15 protein-coding genes are annotated in these 15,835 nt (G+C 71.3%); 4 read left to right on the top strand and 11 right to left on the bottom strand.

The window, feature by feature from the left end; genetic code table 11:
* Position 1: 1 nt before the first annotated feature.
* The 8 genes from FHX33_RS14560 to FHX33_RS14595 all read right to left on the bottom strand — a co-directional run bounded on the left by FHX33_RS14560 (position 2) and on the right by FHX33_RS14595 (position 7,618).
* Positions 2–1,501 carry an FUSC family protein gene (locus FHX33_RS14560; RefSeq protein ID WP_183428658.1) on the bottom strand — a complete coding sequence of 500 codons (1,500 nt, stop codon included), beginning with the start codon at positions 1,499–1,501 and terminating at the stop codon, positions 2–4.
* A 40-nt stretch (positions 1,502–1,541) separates the two neighbouring features.
* A complete protein-coding gene (locus FHX33_RS14565) occupies positions 1,542–2,435 on the bottom strand; it encodes an ROK family protein (RefSeq protein ID WP_183428659.1) in 894 nt (297 codons plus the stop codon).
* Positions 2,432–3,172, bottom strand: coding sequence for a copper homeostasis protein CutC (locus FHX33_RS14570; protein ID WP_183428660.1), 741 nt, complete (start codon positions 3,170–3,172; stop codon positions 2,432–2,434). The genes FHX33_RS14565 and FHX33_RS14570 overlap by 4 nt, the downstream gene beginning before the upstream one ends.
* Positions 3,169–4,167 carry an asparaginase gene (locus tag FHX33_RS14575; protein WP_183428661.1) on the bottom strand — a complete coding sequence of 333 codons (999 nt, stop codon included), beginning with the start codon at positions 4,165–4,167 and terminating at the stop codon, positions 3,169–3,171. The genes FHX33_RS14570 and FHX33_RS14575 overlap by 4 nt, the downstream gene beginning before the upstream one ends.
* The gene (locus tag FHX33_RS14580; protein WP_021763341.1) at positions 4,160–5,095 is read right to left on the bottom strand and encodes an amino acid ABC transporter permease; all 936 of its coding nucleotides are present in this window, start codon (positions 5,093–5,095) and stop codon (positions 4,160–4,162) included. Before FHX33_RS14580 ends, FHX33_RS14575 begins: the two co-directional genes overlap by 8 nt.
* On the bottom strand, positions 5,092–5,736 hold the full coding sequence (locus FHX33_RS14585; protein ID WP_021763342.1) for an amino acid ABC transporter permease: 645 nt from the start codon (positions 5,734–5,736) through the stop codon (positions 5,092–5,094). Before FHX33_RS14585 ends, FHX33_RS14580 begins: the two co-directional genes overlap by 4 nt.
* A 66-nt stretch (positions 5,737–5,802) precedes the next feature.
* Positions 5,803–6,747 (bottom strand): glutamate ABC transporter substrate-binding protein, encoded by a 945-nt coding sequence (locus tag FHX33_RS14590; RefSeq protein WP_021763343.1) that lies wholly within the window; start codon positions 6,745–6,747, stop codon positions 5,803–5,805.
* A 118-nt stretch (positions 6,748–6,865) separates the two neighbouring features.
* The gene (locus tag FHX33_RS14595) at positions 6,866–7,618 is read right to left on the bottom strand and encodes an amino acid ABC transporter ATP-binding protein (protein WP_039922480.1); all 753 of its coding nucleotides are present in this window, start codon (positions 7,616–7,618) and stop codon (positions 6,866–6,868) included.
* 160 nt (positions 7,619–7,778) lie between these two features.
* Between FHX33_RS14595 and FHX33_RS14600 the strand changes: the two genes are divergently transcribed.
* Genes FHX33_RS14600 through FHX33_RS14615 form a run of 4 tightly spaced genes read left to right on the top strand, consistent with a single transcriptional unit; the run spans position 7,779 to position 12,122 of the window.
* Entirely contained in the window at positions 7,779–8,981 is a 1,203-nt protein-coding gene (locus tag FHX33_RS14600) for an ROK family transcriptional regulator (RefSeq protein WP_021763345.1), read from the top strand.
* Positions 8,978–9,910: a Gfo/Idh/MocA family protein gene (locus FHX33_RS22195; protein WP_338092033.1), complete on the top strand. Its 933-nt coding sequence runs from the start codon at positions 8,978–8,980 to the stop codon at positions 9,908–9,910. Before FHX33_RS14600 ends, FHX33_RS22195 begins: the two co-directional genes overlap by 4 nt.
* 10 nt (positions 9,911–9,920) lie before the next feature.
* The gene (locus FHX33_RS14610) at positions 9,921–11,621 is read left to right on the top strand and encodes a glycoside hydrolase family 13 protein (RefSeq protein ID WP_039922890.1); all 1,701 of its coding nucleotides are present in this window, start codon (positions 9,921–9,923) and stop codon (positions 11,619–11,621) included.
* A 60-nt stretch (positions 11,622–11,681) separates the two neighbouring features.
* Positions 11,682–12,122 carry an SRPBCC family protein gene (locus tag FHX33_RS14615; RefSeq protein ID WP_039922891.1) on the top strand — a complete coding sequence of 147 codons (441 nt, stop codon included), beginning with the start codon at positions 11,682–11,684 and terminating at the stop codon, positions 12,120–12,122.
* Positions 12,123–12,129: 7 nt separating this feature from the next.
* On the opposite strand, the gene FHX33_RS14620 is transcribed toward FHX33_RS14615, so the two are convergent.
* The 3 genes from FHX33_RS14620 to FHX33_RS14630 form a co-directional block, all read right to left on the bottom strand.
* Positions 12,130–12,714, bottom strand: coding sequence for a TetR/AcrR family transcriptional regulator (locus tag FHX33_RS14620; protein WP_039922883.1), 585 nt, complete (start codon positions 12,712–12,714; stop codon positions 12,130–12,132).
* A gap of 55 nt (positions 12,715–12,769) precedes the next feature.
* Positions 12,770–15,049: a transglycosylase domain-containing protein gene (locus FHX33_RS14625; RefSeq protein ID WP_039922885.1), complete on the bottom strand. Its 2,280-nt coding sequence runs from the start codon at positions 15,047–15,049 to the stop codon at positions 12,770–12,772.
* Between the two features lie 91 nt (positions 15,050–15,140).
* A complete protein-coding gene (locus FHX33_RS14630; protein ID WP_021763844.1) occupies positions 15,141–15,605 on the bottom strand; it encodes a MarR family winged helix-turn-helix transcriptional regulator in 465 nt (154 codons plus the stop codon).
* Positions 15,606–15,835 lie beyond the last annotated feature (230 nt).

The raw sequence follows: 15,835 nt of genomic DNA on the forward strand, positions 1-15,835 counted from the left end.
CTCAGGCTACCGGGCCGCCCTGGAGCGCCGATACGAGTCCGTTCAGCCGTGCGCGCACGCGCTCGAGGTCGGCGGGGGCGGCGAGGCTGGCGCGTGCCAGCCGGAGTGCGTCGCGCACCCGCTCGCGCTGCTCCGGCGACATGCGGCCGCGCTCGGCTGCCGTAAGTCGCGTGTCGAGCGCCGGGCCCAGGGCGCTCGCCGCATCGATGCAGTCGATCGGCTGGACGCCCGTGCCGCCGAACAGGCGCCGGGCCCGGTGGGCGGGGGCGAGTTCCTCGACGCGCCGGAGCGCTGCACGGAAGGAGGCTGCACGTGCCTGCCGGTCGTCCGGCTCGGCCGTGAGCACCGCCCCGACCGCGATCAGGAGGTCGGCGAGCCGTTTGCGGAGCACGTCGGTCGAGCGGACCGGCAGCACGAACCAGGCCGCGCCGATCCCGAGGAGCGCGCCCACGACGATCGCGAGCACGCGCTCCAGGAGCAGCCCGACCTCCCCGGCGGGCGGGGAGACGCCGACGAGCTGCTGCAGGATCGTCAGCACGACGGTCACCGCGAGCGCCCAGAAGGCGTAGCTGTACGAGCGCAGCCAGGTGCCCGCGAAGAGGGCCACGAAGACGACGACCACGGCGGCGAACCCGCTCGCCGTCGGAGCCGCAGCCGCGAGCCCGAGGGCGAGCACGGTGCCGCCGATCGCGCCCGCCACGCGCAGCGCGCTCTTGTGCAGCACGTCGGCCCGGCCGCGGTTGCCGGAGTTGACGATGAACGCGGTGAGCACGACCCACATCGCGTGCTCCGGGAAGACCAGCCAGCCGACGACGAACGCCGCGGCGAGGGCGACCGCCATCTGGATGGCCATGCGCGTGCTCGCGGGGAGGCGGCGGCGCGAGGAGGAGGCCGAGGGCGTCGGGGAGGGCGAGGATGCCCTGCGGCCGGCCTCGGGCCGCGCAACCGTCGCCGTCGCCGCGACCGTCGCAGCCGGCTCGTCGTGGCCCGGGCCGATGCGCAGCAGCCCGAGCACCTCCCGCGCCACCGCCACCCACAGCACGGCGACCGCACCGGCGGCGGCCGTCAGCAGCGCTGCCGCCCACCACGGCGTCCCGGAGGCCGCGGGGACGACGGGCACGATCAGGACCGCCGTCAGCGGAAGTGCGATGAGGGCGCCCAGCCGGGCGGCGAACGGACCGAACCGGCGGAGCCAGATCGGGACGCTCATCCCGGCGATGTAGAGCAGCGCGCCAACAGCCGGCACGGTGACGAGCAGCCAGCCGACACCGGCCGCCGCGACGCCGATCACGGGCAGGAGCACCGCCGAGCGGGCGAACTCGCGGCGTCCGGCGACGGTGCGCCGGGCGAGGCTGAGGGCGACGACCGTGGCGAGCACCGCGGGAGACCCGGCGGCAGCCGGACCGGCGACGGCGCCGACGGCCAGCCACACGGTCGCGCACGCGGCTGCGGCGGCGGCCGTGGTGATCAGGGCCGCCAGGCCGAGCCGCAGGTGCTTCACCCGGTCATCCTCTCACCGAGCGCCGACCGGGAGGGGCGGCTCAGCGCGCCGCGCCGAAGGCGAGCAGTCCCGCGCCCGTGCGTCCGGCGTCGCCGCCGAGCGCACTCTGCACGATCGCCGGGGCCGCACGCCAGGCGAGCCCGTCGCGCACCTTCCGCTCCAGCGGCCCGAACATCGCGTCGCCGGCCTGCGAGACGCCGCCGCCCAGCACGATGACGCCCGGGTCGAGCATCAGGGTCATCGTCACGAGGCCCTGCGCGAGCACCGTCACGGCCTCGTCCCAGATCCGGTCGGCGAGGGAGTCCGAGCCGAGGCGGCTCACGATGGTCCGCGCACTGAGCGGCTCGCCCCCGGCCTCCGCGTAGCGGCGGGCCACGCCGGCGCCGGACATGTAGACCTCCAGGCAGCCGCGCTGCCCGCACGTGCACGGCTCGCCGCCCGGGATGACCGGGATGTGGCCGAACTCGCCGGCCGCGCCCGTGGCGCCGGTGATGGTGCCGCCCGCCGTGACCAGGGCCGCGGCCACCCCCGTCCCGATCGGGATGAGCACGAAGTCGTCGAAGCCGCGGGCCGCGCCCAGGCGCCGCTCGGCGAGGCCCGCCGCGCGCACGTCGTGCCCCACGGCGACCGGCAGCCGGAGCTGCGACTGCAGGATGTCGAGCAGCGGCACGTCCCGCCAGTCGAGATTGGAGGCGTAGTGGACGATGCCGCGCTCCTCGTCGAGGATCCCGGGGGTCGCGACGCCCGCGCCGACGACCTCGTCCGGAGCGACGTCGCGCAGGTCGCGCAGCAGGGTCACGAGCGCGCCGAGGATGTCGGCGGTGGGAGTCGGGCGCGTCAGCTCGGCGACGACGGCCCCGGCCTCGGACACGACGGCGCCCTTCATGGCCGTGCCGCCCAGATCGACGGCGAGGGCCAGCGGTCCGCCGCTCACGCCGCGACCTCGCGCAGCGCGTCCACGACCGCGGCGACGATGGTGGACGAGGTGACGTCGCGCATCCCGCTGTCGTATCCGCTGAGGACGAGGGAGGCGCTGGGCGCCTGCTCGACGGCCCGCAGGTGCACCTCGGAGACGCCGGAGCGCTGGACGAGATGTGCGACGTTCGTCGGGCGGACGCCGCCGCCGGCGAGCACCGTGATCCGGTCGGCGGCTTGCGCGACGAGCGCCGCGAGTTCGGCGACGCCGTCGGGTGCAGTCGTCGCGCCGCCCGAGGTCAGGACGCGCGAAACCCCGAGGGCGATCAGTTCCTCCAGGGCGGCCGCGCGATCGGGCGTCTGGTCGAACGCCTTGTGGAAGGTCACCGGTTCATCGCCGCAGGCACGCACGAGCGCTCGGGTCGCGTCCGCATCCACGGTGCCGTCCGGGTGCAGCGCACCGACCACGAAGCCGAGCGCCACGCCCTCCGGCCGGTCCAGAGCACGGAAGGCCCGGATGTCGGCGACCATCGCCGCCAGCTCGTCGTCGTCGAAGACGAAATCCCCGGGGCGCTGGCGGATGAGCACGTTCACACCGATGCGGCGAGCCAGTCCGAGTGCGGCGGCCACCGTCCCGATCGACGGGGTGAGGCCTCCCGTGGCGAGGGCGGAGCAGAGCTCGATGCGATCGGCGCCCGCCGCCTCCGCCCGCCGCACCCCGGCGAGATCGTCGAGGCAGATCTCGACGACGGTCACGCGATGCGCTCCAGCGCGGCGGCCAGGTCGGCACCGATCTCGATGCGGCCGACGGGCACGCCGCCGCCGAGCACGGGCAGTTCGACCAGCGACACGGCGCCGTCGATGGAGGTGCCGAGCGCTTCGAGCACCCGCAGGGCGATGAGCGTGGTGGCGCGCGGGCTGCCGTCGACGATCTTCATCGAGACGGCGGTGCCGTCCGCGGCGGCGACGCCGATGACGCCCTCCGCGCCGCCCTTGGCGAGGGCGCCGGGCACCTCCTCCATCAGCGAGGAGTTCTGGTGGCCCGAGCCGCCCACGTAGAAGGGATGGGCGCGCATCGCGTCCGCGACCGCGCGCTCGGGCGTTCCTGGTGCGGCCTGCACCAGGCGGCCGAAGGCGCGGGCGACACCGCGCACGGTGGTCCCGAAGAGCGGGGCGCCGCAGCCGTCGACCGCGTCGGCGGAGACGGGCACGCCGGTGAGCTCGGCCATGGTGGCGCGGACATGCTGCTGCAGCGGGTGCGCGGAGTCGAGGTAGCCGGCGACGTCCCAGCCGTTCGTGGCGGCGGCCAGGATCATGGCGGCGTGCTTGCCGGAGCAGTTCATCCGCACCCGGGCGCGGGGCTCACCGGCGCGCACCAGCCGCTCGAAGGTGCCCTCGTCCTCCGGCCGGTCGACCGGGCAGCCGAGCGCGGCGTCGTCGACGCCCGCGCGGGCGAGCAACTCGCGGACGACGCGCACGTGCTCGTCCTCGCCGGTGTGGCTGCCCGCGGCGATCGCGAGCTCCGGCCCGGCGAGCGGGGCGCCCGCGGTCAGGCAGGCGAGCGCCTGCAGCGGCTTGACGGTGCTGCGCGGCAGGATGACCGCGTCCGCGTCGCCGAGTTCCAGGAGGGTGCTCCCGTCGGGCGCGAGGGCGACGAGGCTGCCGAAGTGGCGGCTCTCGATCATCCCGGAACGACGGACGGCGGCGAGCTCGGCCAACCCCGCTCCGGGGTGGCTGGTGGTGCTAGGCATGGGACTCTTCCTGGTGCGGGGTCGCCGGCAGGGGCGGCAGAGGCGGCTGTGTCGAGGGGCGGCGACGCGAGCCGCGCCGCGAGCCGCGCTGCAGCCGGGACGCGAGCGCCGAGAGGCTGCCGTTGACGACGAGGTAGATGACGGTCACCGCGACGTAGGTCGGGATGAGCAGGTGCAGGTACGAGGCGAGCACCTGCCCGCGGTAGAGCAGCTCGGTGAAGGCGACGATGTAGCCCAGCGAGGTGTCCTTCAGGAGGCTGACGAGCTGGGTCACCAGCGACGGCGCGACGTTCCGCAGCGCCTGGGGGAGCACGACGTGGCGCATCGCCTGCACCGGCCGCATCCCGAGGCTGAGCGCCGCCTCGCGCTGACCGCGCGGGAGGCTGAGGACCCCGGCGCGGACGATCTCGGCGAACACCGCCGAGTTGGCGATGGTCAGCGGCACGACCAGCTTCCACAGGGTCGGCAGGTTGATGCCGAGCTGGGGGAGGCCGAAGAGCATGAGGTAGATCATCAGCAGCACCGGGATGGTGCGGGCGACCTCGATGTAGAAGGCGCAGAGCCAGCGCACCGGACGCAGCCGGCTGAGGCGGCCGAGGGCGAGCACGATGCCGAGGGCGCCGCCGAGCACGGCCACGATCGCCGCGGCCTCGAGGGTGCCGAGCAGGCCGACCAGCAGGTACTGCCAGATCGCCCAGTCGGTGAACGGCGCCCAGCGCTCCGCCGCGAACTGGCCGTGCGACGCGAGCTGCCAGATCCCGTAGCCGATGATGGCGGCGAAGGCCACGCAACTGATCAGGGAGCCGAGGAGGATGTTGCGGCGGCCGCGCGGCCCCGGGGTGTCGTACATGAACGAAGCGGCATACGTCCGCTTGGGGCGGCGGGGGCGTGCGGGTGCCGGGCGGTCCGGGATGAGCTGGGCGGTCATCGGGCGATCGCCACCTTTCGTTCGACCCAGCCGGCCGCCAGGCCGATGGTCAGCGCGATCGCCATGTAGACGAGTCCGGCGCTGGAGAAGATCAGGATGGGCTGCGCGGCCACAAGGTTCACCTTGTTGACCTCGGCCGTCAGCTCGACGACCCCGACCGCGGCGGCCAGGGCGGTGTTCATCGCGAGGGCGATCATCACGTTGCCGATGGGTTGCACGACCGCGCGCAGCGCCTGGGGCACGACCACGAGGCGCAGCGTCTTGGCGAGCGTGAAGCCCAGCGCGCGGGCCGCCTCCACCTGGCCGACCGGGACGGTGTTGACGCCCGACCGCACCGCCTCCGCCACGTAGGCGGCCTCGTACACGGTCAGCACGATGATCGCCGTGGGCGTCAGCGGGAGCAGCAGCCCGGCGTCGGGCAGCGCGAAGACGGCCAGCAGCAGCAGCGCCAGCAGGGGCACGTTGATGAAGAACTGCACGTAGAGGAAGGCCGCGGTGCGCAGGATCGGGATCGGGCTCACACGCGCGATCGTGATCAGCACGCCGAGCACGATCGAGCCGACACCGGCCACGACCGCCATCAGCAGCGTCGTGCCGAGGGCCTGGACCAGCGGTCCGAGGTTGTCGATCAGAGGGTTCATCGCTCGCTCACTCGTGAGAGAAGTCGGGGGAGGGCGGGGCCGGCGTACCGGCCCCGCCCCGGGGGCTCAGGAGCCGGGGACGGAGCCGATCTTCGGCGGCGTCGGGATGTCGGAGTCGGTCACGGTGCCGAGCGTGGTCTTCCACGCCTGACCCCACTGGCCGCCCTTCTGGATCTTGGTGAGCCAGTCGTTGACGAAGGACTTGAAGTCGGAGTCGCCGTGCTTCAGGCCGATGCCGTACGGCTCCTTGGTGAAGGGCTGGCCCACGACCTTAATCTGCTTCTCGCTGGCGGCGTCGCTCGCGAGCAGCGTGTAGTCCTGGACGTACGCGTCGCCGCGGCCCTGGATGAGCGCCTGTACGGCGGCCGGGTCGGTCGCGAACGCGGTGACGGTCGCGGTCGGGGCGATCTTCGGCACCTCGGTCACGGCCGGGGTGTTGGCGCCGACGATGACGGTCTTGCCGTCGAGGTCCTTGGAGCTCGTGATGTCCTTGTTGTCGCTCTTGACGGCGACGGCGAGGCCGGACTCGAAGTACGGGCCGGCGAAGTCCACCTGCTGCGCGCGCTCCTCGGTGATCGTGTACGTGTTGAACACGACGTCGACGGTGCCGTTCTGCAGCATCGCCTCGCGGGTCTCGCTCGCCGGCGGGACGATCTCCACGTTCGGCTTGCCGAGGATGTAGATCGCGAGGAGCTTGGCGAGGTCGGCGTCGAAGCCGGTCACCGAGTCCGGGTTGGTCGGGTCCTGCTGCGAGAGCAGCGGGGCGTCGAGCGCTTCGGCGACGACCAGCTTGCCGCGCTTCTTGATCTTCTCCATCGTCGAGCCCGAGATGATCAGGTCGGCCGAGGCGACGGGGGCGCCGGAGAACACGGCGTCGGCGGACGACGTGGAGCTCGAGCCGGAGCCGGGCAGGTTGGTGGAGCCGGACGAACAGGCGGTGACGGCGAGCGTCACGGCCGCGAGCAGGGCGCCGGCGAAGGCGGCCTTCCTGCGGGTCGTGCTGCGGGTCATGGTGCTTCCCTTTCTGGAACGGACGGGTCGTGGTGCGGTGGTGCGGTGGAACCAGTGGTGCGGTGAAGCCGGTGGTGCGGTGGAGCCGTGGTGCAGTGAAGCCGGTGGTGCGGAGGACTCAGTGCGAGAGCACGGAGGCCAGGAACGACTTCGCCCGCTCGGAGCGAGGCGCGTCGAAGAACGCTGCGGGCGTCGCCTGCTCGACGATCTGCCCGCGATCCATGAAGACGACCCTGTCGGCCGCCCGGCGGGCGAAGCCCATCTCGTGGGTGACGACGATCATGGTCATGCCGTCGCGGGCGAGGGAGGTCATCACGTCCAGCACCTCGCCGACCATCTCGGGGTCGAGTGCGCTGGTGGGCTCGTCGAACAGCATCACCTTGGGCTGCATCGCGAGCGCCCGGGCGATCGCGGCCCGCTGCTGCTGGCCTCCCGAGAGCTGGGCCGGGTGGCTGTGCGCCTTGTCGGCGATCCCGACGCGGTCCAGCAGCTCCAGGGCCTGACGCTCGGCGGCGGCCTTCTTCATGCCGCGCACCTTCATCGGGGCCAGTGCGACGTTGTCGAGCACGGTGCGGTGCGCGAAGAGGTTGAAGGACTGGAAGACCATGCCGACCTCGGCCCGCAGTCGTGCGAGTGCCGCGCCCTCTTCGGGCAGCGCCTCGCCGTCGACCAGGATCTCGCCGCTGTCGATGGTCTCGAGGCGGTTGATCGAGCGGCAGAGGGTGGACTTGCCGGAGCCGGACGGCCCGACCACCACGACGACCTCGCGCGGGGCGACATCGAGGTCGATCGTCTTGAGCACGTGCAGATCACCGAAGTGCTTCTCGACGCGGCGCAGGCTGACCATGGGCCGTGCGTTCGCTGCTTCCATCGTGTTCCTCGCATCATCGTCGGTCGGATTGCGATGAGCGTACTAAGTAATCAAAGTTCATGCAATTTTGATTTTGGTTAGATCGAAATCGAAGAAAGTGGCTACACTATCCTCAACACCAGCAGTGCGGCGCCGACCGCGCAGACGAGGGGGACGCGCGATGCCGAGCAGCACCAGGACCACGCCGCCGGATGCCGCCGTCACGCTCGCGTCGTCGTCCGGGCCGGGCGGCGTCCTCGACCTCGTGCGCTCCGGTCGCGCCGCCTCCCGAGCGGACATCGCCCGGCACACCGGCCTCTCTCCCTCCACCGTCGCCCAGCGGGTGGATGCGCTCCTCGCCGCCGGCTTCCTCCGCGAGGCCGGCGAGGGGGTCTCCCACGGCGGGCGACGGCCGCGCGCGCTCGAAGTCGATCCCAGCACCGGCGTGGTCCTCGCCGTCGACCTCGGCTCGCACCACGCCACCTTCGGGCTCTTCGACCTCGCGGGTCGCCTCCTCGTCTCGCGCACCGACACGATGGACATCGCGGCCGGCCCCGACCACGTGCTCGGCTGGATCGCCGCCGTCGCCGAGGAGTTGCGCGCCGCCTACGCCGAGCCGGGGCAGGAGCTCCGCGGCTTCGGGATCGGGCTGCCCGGTCCCGTCGACTCCACCAGCGGGCGCATGGTGTCGCCGTCGCGCATGCCCGGCTGGAACGGTCTCGACGTCGCCTCCGAGCTGCGGGCGCGCACCGGGCTCGTGGCCGTCGCCGACAACGACGCCAACCTGATGGCGCTGGGCGAGCACACCGCGCTCGGCGGGGGCACGGATCAGCTCGTGTTCGTCAAGGCCGGGTCGAGCATCGGCTGCGGCGTCATCGCGTTCGGCGGCGTCTACCGCGGCCACCACGGCATGGCCGGCGACATCAGCCACGTGACCGTCCCCGGCGTCCCCGAGGTCCTGTGCTCCTGCGGACGCATCGGCTGCCTCGACGCCGTCGCGGGCGGTGCCGCCATCGTGCAGGCGCTCCGCCGCGAGGGGGTCGACGTCGCCGACACCCGCGACATCCTGGCCCTGGCGCGGGATGCGCATCCCCTCGCCACCCTCATGCTGCGCGAGGCGGGTCTGCGCACGGGTGGCGTGCTCGCGACCATCATGAACTTCTTCAACCCGCAGCGGCTCGTGCTCGGCGGCATCCTGGGCGAAGCGGAGGCCTTCGTCGCGGGGGTGCGGTCCACGATCTACTCCGACTGCCTGCCCATGATCACCGACCAGCTCGACATCGCGATCACGGTCGCGAAGGAGGAGGCGGGCATCCGCGGCGCCGGACGCCTCGTGCTCGACGCCCTGTTCGACCCGGCGCAAGTCGACCGGGCGGTCCGGTGACGCTCTCCGGTGCGGCGACGCACGCCGCGGTCGTCGTCGGCGCCGGCCGGATGGGCCAGGCCCATGCCACGGCGTGGGAAAGCCTCGGCGTCCCCGTGCGCTGGGCGGTCTCGCCCCGGCGCCGGCCCGCGCTGGACGCCGCTCCCGACGCCCGGTGGGCGACCGACCTCGACCAGGCCCTGGCCGATCCCGCGGTCACGATCGTCTCGATCTGCACGCCGACCCCCAGCCACGCGGACCTCGCTGTGCGCGCCCTCGCCGCCGGGCGGCACGTCCTGCTCGAGAAGCCGATCGCCCTCACCGTGGCCGATGCGGAGCGCGTCGCCGCCGCGGCCGAGGACGCGCCCGGCATCCTGATGGTCGCCCACGTCGTGCGCTTCTTCCCCGCCTACGCGGACCTCCTCGAGCGCGTCGCCTCCGGCAGCGTCGGTCGTCCGCGCGCGGTCCGCGCCACCCGCCTCTCGGCAGCGGCGCCACCCGACGGGGCCCGCTGGCTGCGGGATGAGGAGCGCTCGGGCGGCCTGGTCGTGGACTTCGCCATCCACGACATCGACCAGGCGAACGCGCTGCTCGGCGCGCCTCGGGCGGTCACGGCCCTCCCGCTGCGGGGCGACGGTTTCGGCGCCCCGGTCGCCGTGACGATCGAGTACGCGGACGGCGGGATCGCGCAGGTGCTGGCCGTGGCGGATCTCCCGGCGGGCACGCCGTTCCAGACGTCGCTCGACGTCGTCGGCGACGTCGGCCTCGACGCGCTCGCCGACGCTCCGGGTGACCCGTTCGAGGAACAGGCGCGGTACTTCCTCGGATGCGTCGAGTCCGGAGTCCGACCTCGGCGCGCCCCGGTCGCGGCAGCGGTCGACGCGCTGCGCGTCAGCCTGGCGGCGCGGGAGTCGCTCCGCACCGGGGCGCGGGTGATCCTCGCCGAGTAGGGTGGCGTGCGTGAACGACAAGTGGTGGCAGTCGGCGGTCGTGTACCAGGTCTACCCGCGGAGCTTCGCGGACAGCGACGGCGACGGCATCGGCGATCTGCGCGGCATCATCCAGCACCTCGACCATCTGAAGGAGCTCGGCGTCGACGTGGTCTGGCTGTCGCCGATCTACGCGTCCCCGCACGACGACAACGGGTACGACATCAGCGACTACCAGCGCATCGACCCGCTGTTCGGCACTCTCGACGCCTTCGACGAGCTGCTCGAGGGTCTCCACGAGCGCGGCATCAAGCTGGTGATGGACCTCGTCGTCAACCACACCTCCGATGAGCATCCGTGGTTCGTGGAGTCCGCCTCCAGTCGCGACAACCCCAAGCGCGACTGGTACTGGTGGCGTGGGCCGCGCGACGGCGCCCAGCCGGGGGAGCACGGCGCCGAGCCGACCAACTGGGGCTCGTTCTTCTCGGGTTCCGCCTGGCAGCTCGACGAGCGCACCGGCGAGTACTACCTGCACCTCTTCTCACGCAAGCAGCCGGACCTCAACTGGGAGAACCCGGAGGTGCGCGGAGCCGTCTACGACATGATGAACTGGTGGCTCGACCGCGGCGTCGACGGCTTCCGGATGGATGTCGTCAACTTCCTCTCGAAGGACGTCTCGCTCCCCGACGGCGTCGTTCCCCCGGGTGCGCTCTGGGGAGACGCGTATCCGTTCTTCGCGCAGGGCCCGCGCATCCACGAGTTCCTGCACGAGATGCACGAGCGCGTGTTCGCCGGCCGTGACGACCGTTACCTGACGGTGGGCGAGATGCCCGGTGTCGACATCGCCGAGGCGCGCCGCTTCACCGACCCGGCCCGCGGCGAGCTGGACATGGTGTTCCAGTTCGAGCACGTCGACCTCGACCACGGTCCCGGTGGCAAGTGGGACCACCGCGACGCGAGCGTGCTCGACCTGAAGCGCAACCTCGCCCAGTGGCAGGAGGGCCTCGCGGAGGTCGGCTGGAACAGCCTCTACTGGAACAACCACGACCAGCCCCGCGTGGTCAGCCGTTTCGGCGACGACGGCGAGCACCGCATCCCGTCGGCGAAGGCGCTCGGCACCGTGCTGCATCTGATGCGCGGCACCCCGTACGTCTACCAGGGCGAGGAGCTCGGGATGACGAACGTCCCGTTCTCCACGATCGACGACTTCCGCGACATCGAGACCCTCAACCACTACGCCGAGGCGGTCGACGTGCTCGGGCAGCCCGCCGACGAGGTGCTGGTCGCGCTCCGCCGGACGAGCCGCGACAACGCGCGCACCCCGATGCAGTGGAGCGACGAGCCGAACGCCGGATTCACAACAGGGGAGCCGTGGATCACGGTCAACCCCAACTTCCCGCAGGTCAACGCCGCCGCGGCGCGCGCCGACGCCGACTCGGTCTTCGCCCACTACCGGGCGCTGATCGACCTCCGGCACCGGTCGCGCCTCGTCTCGGCGGGCGGCTTCGAGCTGGTGCTCCCCGAGCACGAGCAGATCTTCGCCTACGTGCGCGAACTCGACGGCGGGGCCCTCCTGGTGCTCGCGAACCTGACTGGGCGACCGGCCGCGTACGACGTGGCAGCGCTGCCGGGGTGGGAGTCCGCGGAGGTGGTGCTCGCATCCGGAGGCACGGGTACGACCGGGCTGACGGGCGTGCTCGGCCCCTGGGAGGCGGTGGTCCTGCAGCGCTGATCGGTCTTGTGCGCCGGCTCGCTGCGGGTGTGGGATGGGCGCGAGATGCAGGAGGCGATCATGGGCGATTTCGTCGCGCGCGCGGAGACGACGGTGCGGGCGCCGCGTCGTACGGTGTGGCAGGTGCTGACCTCGAACGGCGCGCATCCCGAGATCCTGTTCGGCGCCGAGGTGCGCTCGGACTGGCGCCTCGGTTCGCCGATCACGTGGCGCGGCGAGTGGGAGGGACGGTCGTTCGAGGACCACGGCCGGGTGATCGAGCTCGAGGACCGTGAGGAGCCCTGGCGCATCGTCCTCACGCACTTCAGCCCGCTGACCGGGTTGCCGGACGAGCCCGACAACTATCACACCCTCCGGTTCGAGCTGGAAGAGACGGCGACAGGCACCGTAGTGACCCTCGATCAGGACAACAACCCGACCCGGGAGGCCGCCGAGCACTCGCAGCGCAATTGGGCGCAGATGCTCGCGGGCGTCAAGGCCGTGGCCGAACGCCGCGCGTGAGCCGGGTTCAGTCGCCCAGCGCCTCGCGCAGGTAGGCGTCGAGGAAGAGGTCGAAGGCTGCGACGGTCGCCGCGCGGTCCCCGACGAGCAAGTAGCCGAACTGCAGTCCCGCCGCCGAATCCACGAGCCAGTGCGCCAGCACTCCCGCGCGGCGGGTCTCGACGCCCTGCTTCTTGAGCCAGGAGCGCACCAGCTCGCGCCATTCGGTGAACGCGGTCGTGATGCGCTTGCCGAGGTCGGGGTCGATCGGCTCCAGCACGCCGGCCTCGAACTGCAGGCGCAACGCGGTGCGGTTGCCTTCGCGCAGGGTGTGGCGGAACGCCTGGCGGTACCAGTCGCGGAACTGTTCGCGGTCGAAGGCGACGATGTCGACGCCGACCAACGACTCATTCTGCTGCCGCACGCCCTCCTCGAGGATGGCGTCGATCATCTCCTGGCGGGACCCGAAATGGTAGACGAACGAGTAGGTGCTCACGCCGAGGGACGTCGCGAGGCTCCGGAAGGTCATGCGTGAGAGCGGCTCCGTCGCCACGTGTTCCATGATGCGGCTGAGGAGCTCCGGTTTCCTGGTCGGATCAGGTGTGCGTCCCACGCGCCTAACGATAACGGAGTTTTCGTCATTTGTGAGTGGTCGATTTCGGGCGGAGTCAGCCTCGACCCGGCGGGTTCGCGCCCTGTCCTCCGGTGCCCGGTCCCGTGCCCGTGCCGGGCTGCGCCGGAGCGGTCGGGGTGGACGGCTTGGGGGCGGGAGCCGACGCCACGTACTTCGACGGGGGAGTCGGGAAGGCACTGCCGCCGTACGCCGCGTTGAGCGCTGCCACGATCGGCTTCACGATCGAGAACTTCACGTTGCCGCCGCCGACGCCGTTGAAGTTCTGGCTGCGGAGGGCGACGTCACCCGACACGTTGCCGACCCAGGTCGCCTGCGCCGTCTTCGTGGTGGAGGTCACGAGCCAGTTCTCGAGCGAGTTGTCGGTCGTGCCGGTCTTGCCGAAGATCGGGATGCCGTCGCCCGGGTTGGCCGAGGAGGCCGTGCCGCCGCCGCGCAGTACGCCCTGGAGGGCGTAGATGGCGGCTGCGGCCACTCCCGGGTCGATCGGCGTCGTCGAGCACTGGGTCTTGGGCACGGCGTGCTCGCTGCCGTCGGCGTCGACGATCTTGTCGATGGCGACCGGGCTGCAGGCGACGCCGTTGTTGGCGATGCCCGCGTAGGCCGTGGCCATCGTCAGCGGCGCGATGTAGTTGGTGCCGAGCACAGCCGAGGGATTCGACATGAACGGGTTGATCGATTCGTCCGCGCCGTGGACGAGCAGGTCCTGTGCGCGCTCCTTGATGCCGCAGAGGTCGAGCTGGGTGGCCATCTTGGCGAAGATCGTGTTGATCGACTGGGCGGTGGCGTTCATCACCGTGGTGCTGCCGACCGTCTCGCCCTCGTCGTTCGAGACGTTCCAGGGCGCTCCGCCGATGTCGTTGCACGGATCGCTGGCGTGGAACGAGCTCTGCGGGAAGCTGTGCTGGGTCCCGCTGACCGTCTGGTACAGCGAATGCCCCTCCTGCAGCCACTCGAGCAGGTCGAACGCCTTGTACGACGATCCGGTCTGGAAGCCCTGGGAGCCTCCCATGTCGCTGTCGGTGTTGTAGTTGACCGCCGTCGTGCCGGGCGCCGGTTGCGCCGTGTTGTCGTACGGTCTGTTCTGCACCATGGTGATCACCCGGCCGGTGCCGACCTCCACCGCCACATTGGCGGCACCGAGGTCGAGTCGGGGACTGGTCGGCGGGATGTACGCGCTGAGCGCCGACTGCGCCTGGTTCTGCAGGTCGAGGTTGAGGGTCGTGTAGATCTTCAGGCCGCCGCGGGTGAGGAAGCTGGAGCGTTCGTCGTCGGTCTTGCCGAAGGTGGCGTTCTGCTCGATGGTCCGCTCTACGTAGTCGCAGAAGAACGCCGCGTTGTACTGCTGCGCCGTCATGCAGCCGTTCTGCACGGGGGTGATCTTCGGCTCGACGGGAGTGGCACGGGCGGCGTCGTGCTCCTCCTTCGTGATCTTGCCGTTGACGAGCATCCGGTCGAGCACGTAGTTGCGGCGGTCGAGGGTCTCCTTGTAGCCGTTGGCCGCGCCGTTCTCCTTGCTGTCCGGCTGATCGATGCGCAGGTTGTCGGGGTTGTTCAGGATGGCGATGAGCGTCGCCGCCTGCTGCAGGTTGACGTCTTTGGCGGAGACGCCGAAGTAGTAGGAGGCCGCCGACTGCACGCCGTAGACGCGGCCGCCGAAGAGCGCGATGTTCAGATAGCTCTGGAGGATGTCGTTCTTCGAGTACTCCTTCTCGAGGCCGATGGAGTACCGCATCTCCTTGAGCTTGCGCACCGGGTCGACCTCGGTGGCGTCGTTGTAGCAGGCCTTGTAGGCGGCGAGCTGCTTCTTCTGCACCTCGGCCGTGGCCGTCAGGTCGGGCTGCTTGTTCTCGCAGCGCTGCACGAGGATGTTCTTCACGTACTGCTGCGTGATCGACGAACCGCCCTGGACCGACTTGTGCAGTGCCGTCAGCACCGCGCCGCGCAGGGTGCCCGTCACGTCGATGCCCCCGTGCTCGTAGAAGCGCGGGTCCTCGGTGGCGATCGCGGCGTCTTTGAGGTTCTGCGAGATCGCGTCCCAGCCGACCTCGACGCGGTTCTGGGAGTAGAAGGTGGCGATCGGCACCTCTTGGCCGTTCGAGCTGGCGTACATGGTGGAGGCCTGGGCGAGCGGCTCCACCTTGATGTACTCCGGGAGGCCGTCGAAGACGTCGATGGTGGAGTCGGCGGCCGATCCGGTGAGAGCGACGGCGGGTGTCACGGCGGCCGCGGCGAGGATCCCCGCGATGCCGCTCAGCGCGACGAATCCGACGAGCGCAGGCGCCCACTTCCATCTTCTGCGTGTCGTCGAGGCCATGGGCGTCATGATACGCGGAGGATCCAGGGCCTTCCCGTGGGCGACGCTCAGTTTGGGGAGAGTCGGCGCCGAGCCGGGGCTGTGGATGACGTCATGCCGCGCCGCGCAGCTTGTCGCACAGTGCCGCGAGCGTCTCCAGTTCGTCCGGGTCGAGGCGATCGCCCACCCGGCTGGTGATCGTCTTCATGTGCTCGACGGCGACGCTGCGGAACATCTCGAAGCCGGTATCGGTCAGCATGATGAGGGTGCCGCGCGCGTCGGCGGGGTCGGGGCACTTCGCGACGAGCCCCCGTGCGACCAGACGGTCGACGAGCCGGCTGACGCTGGGCTGCGTGAGGAGGACGTGCTTGTTGAGCTCGCGCAGGCGCAGCCGGCGGTCCGGCTGGCGGGAGAGGTTGAAGAGCACGTCGTACTCGTTGAAGGAGATGTCCTTCGTCGGGAACTCGGCGGCGAGCGAGCGCATCACGGCGACCTGCGCACGGAACAGCGACTCCCAGGCCGAGACGGCGTTGATGCGGTGTCGGGCCGGAGCCGTCCCGGTGACGCTGCTGCTCATGACGCCTGCCTCCTTGTTCGAAAACGCGTCTCAATGCATTCGCATCTTCTCATCATCCGCCGACAGGGCCATCCGTGCCAGCACGGGAGGGCGGACGGTGCCGGGACGGATTGAGGGCCGGCCGCAGAGGCTAGCGGCCGGCCCTCTCCCTTGCACCAAGAGTGTCCTGCAATCACATTCCGCGATGGCTGCCACAGCAAACAACCATTGCTCTTGAACTATATAACGAA

The sequence above is a fragment of the Leifsonia aquatica genome, from assembly GCF_014190775.1.
GTDB lineage: Bacteria > Actinomycetota > Actinomycetes > Actinomycetales > Microbacteriaceae > Leifsonia > Leifsonia aquatica.